Consider the following 13,610-nt stretch of genomic DNA (forward strand, 5'->3'; position numbering starts at 1 on the left):
ACCACCGTGGCCGACAGCATTGCGGCCGACCTGCCGCGATGGCCTGCGCGGCCTGCGCGCCATTCGAGAGACCGGCGGCAAGGCCATCCAGGTGACGGATGCCGAAATCCTGGCCGCGATCCCGCTGTTGGCTCGGCTGACCGGCGTCTTCGCGGAGCAAGCCCGGAGCGCGGCGCTGGCGGGGCTGATGGCGGAGATTGGAGAGCGGGGATCGGAGATCGGAGATCGGAGATCGGAGATTGGAGAGCGGAGATCGGGGATCGGAGATCGGGGATCGGAGATCGGAGATCGGAGATCGGAGATCGGAGATCGGAGATCGGAGATCGGAGATCGGAGATCGGAGATCGGAGATCGGAGATCGGAGAGCGGAGACCGGAGATCGGAGATCGGAGATCGGAGATCGGAGATCGGAGACCGGAGGGAGGGGAAGGGGGGAGCGGAGGGGGCGGGGAGCGACGCCGAGGGCGACGGTGGTGCTGATGATTACAGGCAATGGGCTGAAGGACATTAGCAGCGCGATGAAGGCCAGTGGTCAGGCGACGATCATCGAGCCGACGTTGGCCGCAGTAAAGAAGGCGATCGGAACATCGCAGGGCAGGTGAGGGATTTCCTCTCCTCTCCTCTCCTCTCCTCTCCTCTCCTCTCCTCTCCGCGCAGCGGACAGATTAACGCGGTTCTCCACCCCCTCTCCTCTCCGCGGACAGAATAACGGGGTTCTCCACCCCTCTCCTCTCCCGGACAGAATAGCCGGGTTCTCCACCCCTCTCTCTCTCCACTACGTGGAGAGGAGAGGCAGGTAAGGTGGAGGCCCGATGCATCAAGCCGCGGTCCACCCACCACAGCCGGACTGCGCGCACCACCGGCTGCGCTCCAGTTGTAGAGCACCACGAATCATACATGCTGAGATTGACACAGCCGTGACTGCTTATGCCGCCAAACGCGTCATGCCAGTAGGCCGAATGCAGCGTAGCCGCTGTAAAAAAGCGCGGTCCACACCACCTCTTCCAGATAGTAATAGCCCGCGCCGGGGCGTCCGCCCGCCATTCGGCCGCCGGGTCGGCGCAGCCAGGTGCGGAAAATGCCCTGCACGGTCGGCGTGCCGGGCAGGCCGGTCGCCACCAACGCGGCGTACACCGGCCGGTCGCCCTCATAGGCCACCGCCGTCTGATCGCGCAGGCTGACCGCCACCCAATACTCGTTGCTGCGAATCGCGGCCGGGCGTGTGCGCCCGCGCCACGCCAACCCACTGCCCGTACACCCACTGCTGCTCGCCGATGCGATACCAGGTAGCGCCGCCGACGCTGGCGCTCTCCAGGATGTTCACGCGCTGGTTGTGGGTGACTTCGCCCACCTGCGCGTAGTTCGTACCCGGCCCGCTGCGCACGTAGATGCTTGTGGACACCACCCATCCCACGGGCAACTGCGCCGCGCTCGCGACCGTGCTGACCGCGCTGGCCGGTTCGGCCGCGGCCGGCAGCAGGCGCACCCAACCGCTGTGAACCCAGCGCCGTTCGCCGATGCGATACCACACCGCGGTGCTGACCGTGGCCTGTTCCAGAATGTTGACCTCCGCGCCGGCCAGCAGGCGGTCAATCACCGGGTTGTCGGCAAAGACGCCAGGACGGGCGCGCACGTTCAGCACACTGGCGGTGACGACCCCGCGGCGGCCTGACGGCGGCGGTGGGGGGGCGGCGGCGTAGTCTCGCTGCCCAACTCCACCCGGCCAGGCTCGATGGCGTCATGATGGTCACCGCGCTGGCCGGAACCCAATCCTGCCCGGCCGAACGGTACCAGAGCGCATCATGCACCCAGGCTTCGGCCGTAATCGCCAGGTAAGTGCCGGCCGCCAGGCTGCGCACCACGCGGCTGCTGCCGGAAAGCGGCGTAGGTGCGCCCAGTTCCAGGCCGACCGGGCGTGGCGATAGGGCTGCCAGGGCACACTGGTCTGAGCCACCTCTGGCGGCGCGGTGAGCGGCGCCGCGGCCAGCCAGCGGTTCAAGATCGCCATCTCCTGCGCCGGCACCGGGTCCGCAATGGTCAGCGCCTGCGCGGTCAGATTGCCCAGCCAGAAGCCGTCATGATCCAGCCAATCCACCGCCACCCAGTAGATACCCGGTTTCGGGTATTCCACGGTCAAGCGCCCGTTTGTTGTGTGCCCAGCACGCCTGTCAGCCAATGGACTTGCTCGGCGCGCCGGCGTCAGGCGCAGACGATGATCGGCGGCCAGCCCGTGGACGCGACCTCAGCCCTTGCGCGCAGCGGCTCCTGGTCATCGGGCCGCAACGTCAGCGTGACGGTCGGCGTGGCCGCGGCCGCAGAGCGCCGCGGGCCGCGGTCGGCGTCACCTCAGCCTCCGCGCTGAACTCCCCCCAGGTCAGCCGGGCGCGTGCGGGCGCGGCCTGGTCATAGGCATGATCGGCCAGGTCGAGGATGCGCTGTTCGCGCCAGGTCGTGGGCGCGGGCGCGGCCACCATCCCCAGGTCGAACTCGTGACCGTCGCCGGTTTCCAGGCGGGCCGGCGCCCGCGATGCGCTTCATCCAGGGCCGCGGCGCTGAGCGCGAGTTGAAAATGCACCATCTGGGGTTCCTGTCCAGGCTGGACAAGCAGGCGGATCGGAGTTGGCATGGTTGGTTCCTTTCTGAATGTGTCAAGGGCCAGGTGCGGTCGGACGGGCGTTGTCTGTCCTGCGCCGTAGTTTAGCATGGGACGAGGGACAAAGCGAAAATGGAGCAGATGCCGGCCTTGCTGTTTTACAACAATTGATGTAAAATGTTCTCATAACGGAGGTCATGAAAACATGCTCACTCAGAATGTGTTACAAGAGGTTATTACCCTGCCCGAGGCGTCTGTTCTGGCAGGAATGGGTCATGGACTCGATCGCAGCAACTTGCTGCGTTATGCTCGCACGGGACGGCTCGTCGCGCAAGAGCGGTGGAACCTGGCTCACTACACGCGCTGCGCTTTCAGGGGTGCTGATTGTCGAACTGGCCGGCGAGGCGCGTGGGCGTCCACGTGCTCAATCCGCAGCGTGGGCGGAGGTGACCATGACGCCGGAGTTGGAGGACATTCTGGCGAGAATTGATCGCTTGCGAGCGGGTTGGCTCAACAGGTGCGCAGCCCGATCAATGACCAACGTCAGCGCCGCGGAGCTGATTGTCGAGGCGATCTATCACACCAACCATCTCGAAGGCAACCAACTGTCACTGCCCGAAGTGCGAGCGGTGGTCGAGGCGTTCTGGGTCGAGACCAACGGACATGGAGGAATCAGCCAGGATGAGCAGTCGGCAGCGAGATGAACAAGAAGCCCGTAATGCAGCCGAGGTGATGGGCTGGATTGAGCATCTGGCTCGCCAGCCCCATCTCATGATTGACCTCAATGGCCGATGCCTTGAAGGTGCAGGGCCGCTGATCAATCAGATTCGAGACATATATCATCCACAAACATCCAGGTGCGGTCGCCCAGGTTCGCTCCGGTTGTCGTTACGCACCTCAGCACAACACGCCCGCGGCGCCGGGGGGGCGCCGCGAGCCTACATCACGTTCCGCGGTAAGCCGTGAGATCGAAACTGAGCTGCTGCCAGTCGTTCTGATTCTCCAGCTTGCGCCACAGCTCAGCGATCATGCCGCTGTTGCCTTGGGTTCAAGATTGCCAGGTGCTGATAGTCGCCGCTGCTATCCCGGTGCCCGGCTTGCCCACAGCGTCAGCGTGAGCTTCTCGCGTTGGCTGGCAGGCGCACATCCTGTGCCGCGGTCGAAAAGGTTGGGACGGCAGGATGAGAGCCAGGACTGCCGTTGGGCAGTAGCCCCAACTGCAAGGCGCGGCTGCCCGCATGCACCTCAGCGGTGGTGTAGCGGGCCGTGCTGTCCGTGGTCGTGAGCGTCCAGTCGCCCGCCTGTTCGAAATCTCCGTTGCGCAGGAGGTTGGCGCAGGCAGACGGCTCTTCAGGGTTCGATTGTTTTGCGGTCGCAACCGTCAGCGTAACGGCCGTCGCCGCGCTGTTGTTCCAGGTCACCGGCGTCGGCGCGCTCAGCGCCAGCGCGGGTGATTCCAGGGAAAAGGTGATGACCGCGCCGGGAACGCCGCACCCTGACCAGGGGTCCTCATCTGCCGCCCGCACCATGACGCTGTAGCCAATGTAGCTAATGCCGTTGGTCATCACCAATGTTGAGCCATCTCCGCACGCCCGCCCCTTGATCCAGGCGGTGAGGGTCAGGCCGGCCGTGGGGGAGAAGCTGCTGCCCGGCTCGATCGTGCCGGTGATCAGCGCGGGTGGGCTGACGAGGCTCTTGCGCTCGCTTGATAAGCCAGCCCTATCAGAAACCGTGTTCGTCACCTGCCTGGATGCAGATTCGGCAAAAGGCGATAATCCCTTGAAGCGCAGGACGGCATCGCCGGTGGTATGGATGAAGTAGCCCTGACCGAAGCGCAGTTCCTGCAGGGTGTTGAACCCGGCCGGCGCGCCGGGCGCGTAGACCTGCCAGGGATCGGTCTCCAGGGTTGGGGTGTAGCCGTAGACCAGGGTGAACGCGCCGTCCGGCAGCGAGGCCAGCGCATCGGCGATCGTTCGGGTGGGCGGCTCCGACACGGGATAGCCGAAGGCGTGCCAGCCGGCGCCTTGCAGCGCGATTTCCGTGCTCGACAGCAGCGCGTACAGCCCCTGTTCCTGGATGGCGGCGACGGCGTTGTTGGAAGCCATGACCAGGGTGGTCGTCAACGGCTGCCATTTACTATTCTTCTCGTCCCAATGGTGGATACGCAAGAATGGCTCCTCGCCGGGCGGCACCTCGTTGCCGAGGTAGCCAATGCTGAGCGATGTCTTGGACAGGATGACATTCGATGTGGCTGCCAGGCGATAGGCATGGCCGATGAGCGTGGCCCAGGGAGGAAGGTCAGGGATCTTGACTGCCGTCTGCAGCACGGCGAGGTGTGTTTCGTCCAACGCCAGGTCCCGGCCGAAGAGCATGGCCTGCCCGTCGCTGGAGAGCACCGGCGCCAGGCGCCCTGTGCCTGCGATCTTCGCCAGGCGCCCTGTGCCCGCGATCTTTGCCGGGCTGCCGTTCACCGTCAGGTCGAGCGTGATGCGGCAGGACTCTGCGCCGGTCCGGGCTTCTGGGTCATTCAGACAGAGCGTGCTGTTACCCGTTGTGATGTCAATGAATCCGACACTGCCCGCAAACGGCAGACTGGCTGTGAAAACGTCGCCGTTGCGCTCCAGCGTGATACGTTTGGTCTCCGTCAATGGCGCGTCGCTCGGAACGATCGTTGCGCTGTAGTGCCCGCTGGTGGGGACGCCGCTCAGCGTGATCTCCATGACAGTGGTGATGATCGTTGTTGAGTTGACAGAAGTGACCGTCACCTGGGGGCTGACCGTCACCTGGGGGCTGACCGTCACCTCGGGATGCCAGTCGGCGGCCAGGGCGACCAGCACAATCTCCTGGTTTCCCCGCTCCTGCACCGTCGTACATCCCTGCCGGTTGGCGTCCTGATCCATCACGCACAGGGTGTCACCGACCTGCGCGCCGCGTGCCTGCACCTGGTCGAGCTGCGGCCGGCCGAGATCCACAATGCGCTTATCGCCTTGCTTGTACAGAAAGGCGCGCGCACCAGGGCCGGGCTGAACCGGGCGTGCGGCGACATCCAACAGGTAAGTTGGGGCTTGCCAGGGTGGCGACCTGGTCGGCAGGCCATGTCTCGCTGGCGATCTGCGTCACGCGGAACGGTAGAATATCCGGCCCGGCCGTGTTCGTTATTGGCGCCTGCAGCCAGGGATAGAACGCGTGAATCGTCTCCCAATCCGACCGGCCGGCGCCCTTCTCAGAGAGGGTTCCCACATTTTATTTTCCAGTCGCCTGTCAGGTGAAACTCGCCGTTGCCCTTGTCATCGTCTTCCTTGTACGGGTCGGCCATGACGCCGGAGCAGTCGCTGACCGGCTTCAGCAGGCCTTTTTCTTCATCCAGGCCGAGATAGTTGTCATCCAGGAAGAAGAGCAGATGCCCCAGCTCGTGCGCCAGGGCGCGCGGCCAATCTTCGTCCAGGTTGCCGGCCGCGGCGTCGCCAAAGCGGTTCCAGGCCGCGCCGATTTCGACTGCGCCGGGGCCATAGGCAATGTCCGACTTGAGCGGGTCGCTGATGACCGCGCTGACGATGCCGCCCTGGGTTGCGTTGGGGCGCAGGCGGTTGGTGGCATGGATGCGCACATCCGCATCGAGCCAGGCGTTGCTGCCGTTGGCGGTTTGCTGCATGGCATCGTGAGTCAGCGAGATCTGGCCTAACGCCGCCTGGCCGTTGGTCCAGTCATACAGCAGTTCCGACGCGCGCACCAGGTCAGCCGTCAGCCGCTCCACGTACTGGCGGTCATTGTGCGCGTCCCATTCCAGGGCCACGCTTAGATTGAAGAGCAGCAAGGGATTGCTCGATGCGATGGTCAGCGTTTGCGTGCCCGGCGCGGAGACCGTGATGATGCCGGTTGTGACGCGCGGCATGGCGTTTTGGCTGCTCGAGTCGCTGGCCGGAATGATGGGCGCGCTGGTGTAGAGAAGGCTGGCGCGCGTGACGGACAGCACTTGGGTTAGCGCCAGCGACGGCGACAGAGTGACCGTTTGGGTAGTTTCCATTACCGGCCACAGGGCAAACAAGCGATCGTAGTGGTTCAGATCAGCGCTGCCGAAGGGGTCGCTGAGAGGCGCAGCCAGGCGCTCGCCGGCCGCCTGGCGATACACCTGCGCGTTCGTGATCTTCGTTGCCCCGCTCAGCACTTGCAGGGGGGTCTCGATGGGGATACTCACCCGGCCCTGACGGAGACTGCTGTATTGATAAGGCCCAGGAGGCCGATTCGGGCATGGTTTGACCGTGGATGTTAGCACGAGGTGCAGGTCAATATCATCAAGCCATTTCTTATTTAGATCATCTGGCAGGGACCAGGTCAGGGTTCTCGTGGCTGTCATAGTGGCGGAGATATGGCTCTGCGAGATGTTCTGGCCAACAGTAACGACGGTGGTTATGGGCCAGGATGCCTTGTCGTCAAGGGAAATTTTCAGCATCCCGTTGAAATCACAGCCGCCATTGGGCACCGCCAGGGAATAGGTCAACGGGTGAGCAGCCGAGAGCGTTTGTTCGTTGGTGATAAACGCCGTGGTCTTCAGGCGAATCGTCTGCGCATCGGCTCGCTCACCACGACGCCGATTGGTGAAGAACATGAGGCGGCCCGTCCCATCGTTGGGGTTGTAGCGATCGGCGAAAACGATGTCGGGCTTGCGGTCCCCGTTCAAATCTCCCGCGGCGACGGCGCGCGTGTAGTGCTTGCCACGGGTCAGAATCAACGTCCCGGCGTCCGAAAAACCGCCCTGCCCGTCGTTCAGGAAGATGACATTGTCCAGCGCCAACATCCCGATGTCGCTGGACGTTGCCCAGGCGCCGGCCACGATGTCGAGGCTGCCATCGCCGTCGAAGTCGGCCAGGGCCACGCTGTAGGTCTTGTTGTTCATGGTTCCCAAGTAGATGGCTCGTTCCGTGGAAAACAAGCCATTGCCGTCATTGAAGTAGACCACATTGGGCGCAAAGAAGTTGGCGACCACCAGGTCCAAATCGCGATCACCGTCGAGATCCCCCAAAGCCAGCGATTTTGTGCTTTCAAACTCGCTGCCGAACCGCTGGCTTGGTTGTACAGGAAATTGGCCCGTGCGATCATTGAGATAGACCGCGTTTGGCGCGTTTTCGTTGCCGACGACGATGTCGGACCAGCCATCGCCATTGAGATCGCCAACAACCACGCTGGTCGTGGGATCGGTGGGGCTACCCAGGGCCTGGGTGGGTGTAACAGGAAAGCTACCTTTACCATTGTTGAGGTAAATAGCGTTCTGGCGCTTGCTGCCGGCCACGATGTCGGGCCATTGATCACCGTTGAGATCACCCACCGCCACGCCCCACGTATCGCTCAAGGCGTTGCCCAGGGCCAGAGGTTCATCCACAAAAGAGCCGCCCCCGTCATTGTAGTAGACGTAATTGGGCTGACCGCTTGCATTGCCGGCGATGACGTCAAGGTCGTTGTCTCCGTCCAGGTCGGCCAGGGCCAGGCTCATGGTGGTGGCAGCAATGCCAAAGCGTTTTCGAACCTCGCCCAGATAGCTGAGCTGGCCTTCTGGGTTTACTCCGGCCACCGCATCGAGCGTCCCGTTGCCGTCCAGGTCGCCCAGCGCCAGACTATTATATGGGCGCGACTCTCCGCTCTGAGCCTGGGCGAAGACGAGCTGCGGCGTCCCGGCCTGGGCAAAGTAGATGCGATGCCGCTCCCCGTAATTGGCCGCAATGAAGTCGAGCGAGCCGTTGTCATCGAGATCGGCCAGGGCCACCGCGTAGGTGCGATCAGCGCCAGAGCCAAAGTATTGCACGTCGTCCTGCGCGAAACGCGCCCGGCCGTCGTTCAAGAAGATCTGATTGCGGGTGGCGGCGCTGCCGCTGCGTTCGCCAAAGCCCACCGCCAGATCGAGCGCGTCGTCGTTGTTGACATCGCCCAACGCCAGGGTCATGGGCGCGTCGTTGTTGGAGAATGAGAGGGACGATGATCGCCCGGCCAACACGGCCAGCTCCCCTTTGACCGTGGTCGTGTAAACTTCGATGCTTTGGCTCTTACTTTGCAGATCCGAGTAGGCAATCGCCAGGTCGGGTGTTCCGCCCCCGTTCAGATGGCCGGCCGCCAACGCGGCCACGCGACCACGCGCCTCACCGATCGTGTTCGCCGGCACAAAACCTGCACCGCCTCGATTGAGAAAAACCTGCACCGGCCGCCCATCGAATCCGAGCACGAGGTCGAGCCATCGCCATCGCCATTGCCATTGACGTCGGCCAGGGTCATGGCCGTGGCGCTCATGGCCTCGGTCGCGGTCAGCCAGGCTGGCGCGGGGCTGAAACCGGCGTGGCCGTCGTTCCGGTAGACGCGGGTCATGGCGTTGGCGCCGCCCACGACCAGGTCGAAATCGGCGTCCCCGTCCAGGTCGCCAATGACCAGAGCAGGCGTCAGGGGTGACGTGATGGTCAGCAGCAACCTGGACGTGAACGTTCCCCGGTGCGCATTGAGATACAGCTGCGCCGGCGCCCCAGGCGCCAGCGCCAGCACATCGAGCCATCCGTCGCCATTCAGGTCGGCCACGGCGATCACGCTGGTCGGGGATGAATTGGTGAGCGTGATCGTCCCCCTAACCTCGGTGGGAAAGCCGCCGCGGCCGTTGTTGAGGTAGATACGGTTGTCCTCACCCTGGTTGCCCACCACCAGGTCGAGATCGCCGTCGTTGTCCATGTCACCCACGGCCAGGCTGGTCGTCGGTTCGCGGCCCGTGCCCCACGCGGCGATGGGCGCCGGGCCAGAGGCCGAAGCGGCGGGCGGTCGCAAGGCCAGGAACAAAGCCCCCAGCAGCGCCAGGGTCAACGCGGTGGAAACGGCCAGTGCGCCCACAAGGCGAAGCCGTCGTCGAAGGTTCAAGGTGTTCATGCGTCCCTCCTTGCAGTCCATGTCTCTTGCAGATCGCGCTGCGCGCCCAGCCGCTCGAAGCACTCGGCGGCCGCGTCGAAGAGCGGCTGACTGGCCGCGGCGTCGCCCTGCGCCAGGTGCAGCCGTGCCCAGGCCAACTGCGTGCGCGCAGCCTCGTACGGGTTCGCGCCGGCCAGGAGCTCCAGGCTGCGCCAGGGCGGCCGCCGCGGCCGCGAACTGCCCGCTGGCGGTCAGGGCGCGGCCCTGCACCCGCAGGCTCATGCCCTGCTCGAGCGGCGCGTCCACGGCCGCGGCCAGCGATTGCTCGACGGCAGCCAGCGCGGCGACCGGGTCGCCGGCCGCCAACCCGATCTGGGCGCGGCGCCGATAGATCTCCGGCAAGAACCCGTGGATATGCGTGGTCGAGGCCAGGCGCTCGGCCGCGGTCACCTGGGCGAGCGCGGCGTCGAACTCTCCCTGGTGCTGCTGCCATTCGGCCAGGTTGAGCAACCCCGCGATCTCCTGCCGGACGAGTTGATGCTGGCGCGCGAGGTTGACCGCGGCCTGCAACTGCACCCCAGCCCCGGCGTCGTCGCCGCGGCGCAAGAGCAGGTAGCCCAGATTGACGGCCAGTTGGGTGCGCTGGGTGCCGCTGCCCACCCGGCCGGCCAGTTCATTGGCTTCGGTCAGCCTCTGGATGGCGCCGTCCCAGTCACCTCGGGTGAAGATGTCGAGTCCCAGGTTCATCTCGGCAGTCACGCGCCAAAAATCGTCGTGCGTCAGACGGGCGCGGTCTGCAGCCTGGCTGGTATGGCCGATGGCGCCGTCCAGGTCGCCCAACTCGCTGGCCACAATGCCCAGGTTGAGCTGCGCCCGCATCCAGAGTTGATCGGGCAGATTGGGCGTCTCTTGCAGCGCGGTCTGGGCCGCTTCCCGGCTCGCGGCCCAGTCGCCGGCCGCAATTTGAACGGTGCTCAGCGTCACCAACAGGTCGGCTCGTTCCAATCCGCTGTCGGCCCCCACCTCCTCCAGGCCACGATCCAGCCAGGTTTTGGCTTCAGCGGGCGCCTGATCCGACAGCAGGTCGCCCAGGCGCTGACAGGCGCGCACGATCAGGCTGCGCCGCGCCGGCGTGGGCGGCAGGCGCCGGGCCAGCTCGAGGACTTGACGGTAGCTGACCTGCGCGGCCTCGCTGGCGCTGTCGAACTGATGGATTTCGCCGGCCGTCAAGATCAGCCGCGCCCGCAGGAAGTCCGACAGGGGGTGATCCGCAAACCGGACCAACAGCCGCGGCAGGGCATGGGCCTGGCCGCGATTGATGAACGCCATGACGTCGGCGGTCGCCAGTTCAGCCGCGTGTTCGATCTCTCCTGCGCGCAGGAAATGCTCGATTGCCAGCAGGGGATCGGGCTGCTCTGTTTCGTAGAAGGCGCCGGCGCGACGGTGCAGCGTTTTCCGGTCATCCGGGCCAAGATCGGCGTAGTAGTAACTGCGCACAATGGAATGGAGATTGACCACACGCCCCTCCGCGGCTTCGTGACCGCTCAGCAAATGACGATCGGTCAGCGATTGAATGGTGCGCCGCAAACCGCTGCGGTTGAGGATGGCGCTGAGGGCGCGAGGGTCGCAGGATAGCCCAACAAGACGGACACCGCGCGTAAAACCGTGCGTTCGTCGTCCGACAATGATTCATCCACCTGGCGAATCACGAAGCGTTCCACGTCCTGCTGTTCGCTCAAACGGGCAATCAAGGTCGCAGGATCGTGGCTGTGACGCAGAAGCTCGGCCGCCAGGCTCAGCAGTTGGGTGTTGCCCTGAACCTGCGTGTGCAGCGCAGCCAGCAACTCAGGCGGCAAGTTGATGCCGCGTTGGGCCAGCAACACGCCCGCATCGGCGGCTGACAAGCCGTCCAATGCACGGAATTGCACGGTTTGGACAAAATCGGGGACGCGTCGGGCAATCAGAATCAGCGACACATCCCCGGCGTGGACGACATCTGCCAGGCGCTCGACGAATGGCTCGATCAGGGAGCTTCCTTCGTCCACCAGGTGAAAATTGTCCAGGCACAGAATGCAGCCCAACCCGCGCAGTTCCTCGAACAGGTAGTCGAAGAGGGTGCTGGGGTGCGGCGGCCGCGCATTGCGCTGGCGCGCGCTCTCCACCATTGCCCACAGGTCGGGGCGTCCCTGGTGGTGCAGGAAACCGGCCAGCTTGACGATGATCGCGTCCACATCCAACGGCTCATGGAACTCATACCAGAAGATGCGCGACGCCGCGCCGGCAAAGTCCCGCGCCAGGCGCGCGGCCAGCGTGGTCTTGCCCATGCCGGCCATGCCCGTGATGACCGCAAAATGCTTCGTGCGCAGAATGTCGCCAAAGTAGGCCAGATCGTCGGCCCGGCCCACGAAGTCGTCCACCGCGGGCGGCGCTTGCGGCCGCGGGGGCGGCGGCGGCGGGGGCGGCGGGGGCGGCGGGGGCGGCGGGGCAAGCAGCGCATAGAGGTCGGCGGCCAGCGCCTCATCGGCCAGCGCCTGGCGGCGCACCTGGGTGCGCAGGATGAGCTGCAGGTCAGCATCGCCCGGCGCTTGCGCCAGGTCTTCCAGGGCCAGGCGCAGGCGAGGCTGCCCGGCCACCAGGGGCTGCAGCGCGGGCCAAAGAGGGTTGCCGTCGCTCCGCGCGCCGGGCGCCGCTGTCAACTGCGCCAGCAGCGTGATCGCCAGGCTCTCGGTAAATTCCTCATAGCGGGCGTTGTTCAGGTCGCGCACTTCTCGCAGCAGGTCGGCGGTCAGGCGCTGGCGCTCCACGTAATCGAGCAGCAGGCGCGCACGCGCCCCGCGCGTCATGCCGTCGGTAAATTGGTCATAGACGGGACGGAAGGTCTGAAAACAGAGAGCCTCGAAATCATCTTTATCGAGGGCCTCGGTCAGCAGGCGACTGAGTGTGATGAATTGGGCGGCCATGGGCGTTCTCCGGGTACGCAGCAATGACGGTTCGAATGTTCGCCAGGAATAGGATCGGTCAGGTCAACAAGACGGTTGGTTCGGGGGTCGGTTTGGATGAAAGCGCATCACCGGCCACAGGCTCGATCGGCGACGCGTTGCAGACATGATTGACAGGTTGATAGGGTGCATTATAGCGCAAAGGTCCTGCGCGTCCAAATGCCCAAATAAAACGGGCTACCCAATCGTCTGCCAACGGCTTCTGTGCTATAATCTGGCCTCATGAACGACCATGAAACGCAAGCCAACACCTTTCATGTCGCGGTGCGGCCGGTGCAGCCGGCGGATGGGGCGCGTATCCTGACCTTGCTCGATCAGTCACGCCGCCGGGCGCTGAACTTTGGCGCGGAGGACCTGCCCGGGCTGCTGGCCTCGGAGCAGACGAGCGGCACGGTCGCGGAAACCGGGCCGCTGCTGTGGGGCTTCCTGTTGACCACCCTGCTGGCGCAGCCGGCGCTGCCAGGCGAAACAGTCGAGCGCTGGGCTGTGCTGCGTGGCTGTGCGCTGCTGGGCGGCTGGCGCTCCGAAGAAGCCCTGCCCGCACTCTGGGAACCTGTGGCCGCGGCGCTCAGAGGCCGGCGTGCTCAGGCGGTGGTGCATATCGCTCATGCGGAATGGCTGCACACGCCGCTGCTGCGCCTCGGTTTTCAGATCAGCGATCATCTGGAGGTGATGCAGCGCGGGGTGGGGATTGACCATGCCAGCGACGGCGTGGGGCCGGCCACGCTGCGCCCCGCGCGACCCGACGAGGTCGCCGCGCTGCTGGCGGTGGACAGCGCGGCCTTCGCGGCGCCCTGGCGTGCGACCGCGACCGACCTGGCCGGACTGCTGGTCATGAGCAGCCATGCGGTGGTGGCCGAGGTGGAAGGTCAGGCAATGGGCTATGCGGTCAGCGACGTGCGCGGGGAGATAGGCGTGCTGGCGCGGCTGGCCGTTCATCCGGCCGCCCAGGGGCAGGGCCTCGGCCGCCAACTGCTGACCGACGCGCTGCGCTCCTGCCGGCGCAGCGGCGCGACCAGCGTCAGCCTCAACACCAACGCCGGCAACCCGACCAGTCAGCGCCTGTACAGCCAGCATGGCTTTCGCCTGCTGGGCAAGCGCACGCCGGTGATGACCTTGCGCCTTTCGCCGGCGCGTTGAGGGGG

At 65.2% G+C, this 13,610-nt stretch carries 12 protein-coding genes; 3 read left to right on the forward strand and 9 right to left on the reverse strand.

What is annotated here, in order from left to right:
• Nucleotides 1-19 precede the first annotated feature (19 nt).
• Nucleotides 20-511: a hypothetical protein gene (locus tag IPF85_RS20055; protein ID WP_343409835.1), complete on the forward strand. Its 492-nt coding sequence runs from the start codon at nucleotides 20-22 to the stop codon at nucleotides 509-511.
• Between the two features lie 431 nt (nucleotides 512-942).
• Here the strand turns inward: IPF85_RS20055 and IPF85_RS20060 are convergent, their stop codons facing one another.
• From IPF85_RS20060 to IPF85_RS20075, 4 genes are all read right to left on the reverse strand, one after another.
• Entirely contained in the window at nucleotides 943-1,188 is a 246-nt protein-coding gene (locus IPF85_RS20060) for a L,D-transpeptidase (protein WP_343409836.1), read from the reverse strand.
• A complete protein-coding gene (locus IPF85_RS20065) occupies nucleotides 1,148-1,633 on the reverse strand; it encodes an SH3 domain-containing protein (protein ID WP_343409837.1) in 486 nt (161 codons plus the stop codon). The genes IPF85_RS20060 and IPF85_RS20065 overlap by 41 nt, the downstream gene beginning before the upstream one ends.
• Nucleotides 1,634-1,747: 114 nt before the next feature.
• Nucleotides 1,748-2,131: a hypothetical protein gene (locus tag IPF85_RS20070; protein ID WP_343409838.1), complete on the reverse strand. Its 384-nt coding sequence runs from the start codon at nucleotides 2,129-2,131 to the stop codon at nucleotides 1,748-1,750.
• A 154-nt stretch (nucleotides 2,132-2,285) separates the two neighbouring features.
• Nucleotides 2,286-2,474, reverse strand: coding sequence for a hypothetical protein (locus IPF85_RS20075; protein WP_343409839.1), 189 nt, complete (start codon nucleotides 2,472-2,474; stop codon nucleotides 2,286-2,288).
• A gap of 394 nt (nucleotides 2,475-2,868) precedes the next feature.
• Here IPF85_RS20075 and IPF85_RS20080 point away from each other — a divergent pair, with 394 nt between their 5' ends.
• On the forward strand, nucleotides 2,869-3,297 hold the full coding sequence (locus tag IPF85_RS20080; RefSeq protein WP_343409840.1) for a hypothetical protein: 429 nt from the start codon (nucleotides 2,869-2,871) through the stop codon (nucleotides 3,295-3,297).
• On the opposite strand, the gene IPF85_RS20085 is transcribed toward IPF85_RS20080, so the two are convergent.
• The 5 genes from IPF85_RS20085 to IPF85_RS20105 all read right to left on the reverse strand — a co-directional run bounded on the left by IPF85_RS20085 (nucleotide 3,266) and on the right by IPF85_RS20105 (nucleotide 12,426).
• Nucleotides 3,266-3,436: a hypothetical protein gene (locus IPF85_RS20085; protein ID WP_343409841.1), complete on the reverse strand. Its 171-nt coding sequence runs from the start codon at nucleotides 3,434-3,436 to the stop codon at nucleotides 3,266-3,268. The two genes, IPF85_RS20080 and IPF85_RS20085, sit on opposite strands and share 32 nt — an antisense overlap.
• Nucleotides 3,437-3,702: 266 nt before the next feature.
• Nucleotides 3,703-5,565, reverse strand: a complete 1,863-nt coding sequence (locus IPF85_RS20090) for a hypothetical protein (RefSeq protein ID WP_343409842.1) — start codon at nucleotides 5,563-5,565, stop codon at nucleotides 3,703-3,705.
• Between the two features lie 251 nt (nucleotides 5,566-5,816).
• Entirely contained in the window at nucleotides 5,817-8,744 is a 2,928-nt protein-coding gene (locus IPF85_RS20095) for a VCBS repeat-containing protein (protein WP_343409843.1), read from the reverse strand.
• The gene (locus IPF85_RS20100; RefSeq protein ID WP_343409844.1) at nucleotides 8,681-10,984 is read right to left on the reverse strand and encodes an FG-GAP-like repeat-containing protein; all 2,304 of its coding nucleotides are present in this window, start codon (nucleotides 10,982-10,984) and stop codon (nucleotides 8,681-8,683) included. The genes IPF85_RS20095 and IPF85_RS20100 overlap by 64 nt, the downstream gene beginning before the upstream one ends.
• Before the next feature lie 44 nt (nucleotides 10,985-11,028).
• Nucleotides 11,029-12,426, reverse strand: coding sequence for an AAA family ATPase (locus IPF85_RS20105; protein WP_343409845.1), 1,398 nt, complete (start codon nucleotides 12,424-12,426; stop codon nucleotides 11,029-11,031).
• Between the two features lie 261 nt (nucleotides 12,427-12,687).
• Between IPF85_RS20105 and IPF85_RS20110 the strand changes: the two genes are divergently transcribed.
• Entirely contained in the window at nucleotides 12,688-13,605 is a 918-nt protein-coding gene (locus IPF85_RS20110; protein WP_343409846.1) for a GNAT family N-acetyltransferase, read from the forward strand.
• The last annotated feature ends 5 nt before the right edge of the window (nucleotides 13,606-13,610 follow it).

The sequence above is a fragment of the Candidatus Amarolinea dominans genome, assembly GCF_016704685.1.
In the GTDB taxonomy this organism is placed as follows: domain Bacteria; phylum Chloroflexota; class Anaerolineae; order SSC4; family Amarolineaceae; genus Amarolinea; species Amarolinea dominans.

What these genes read in the sequence shown, in the direction of transcription:
- IPF85_RS20075 (WP_343409839.1), bottom strand. Translation starts at nt 2,474, where the DNA reads ATGGTGGCCGCGCCCGCGCCCACGACCTGGCGCGAACAGCGCATCCTC.
- IPF85_RS20080 (WP_343409840.1), top strand. Translation starts at nt 2,869, where the DNA reads ATGGACTCGATCGCAGCAACTTGCTGCGTTATGCTCGCACGGGACGGC.
- IPF85_RS20085 (WP_343409841.1), bottom strand. Translation starts at nt 3,436, where the DNA reads ATGATATATGTCTCGAATCTGATTGATCAGCGGCCCTGCACCTTCAAG.
- IPF85_RS20105 (WP_343409845.1), bottom strand. Translation starts at nt 12,426, where the DNA reads ATGGCCGCCCAATTCATCACACTCAGTCGCCTGCTGACCGAGGCCCTC.
- IPF85_RS20110 (WP_343409846.1), top strand. Translation starts at nt 12,688, where the DNA reads ATGAACGACCATGAAACGCAAGCCAACACCTTTCATGTCGCGGTGCGG.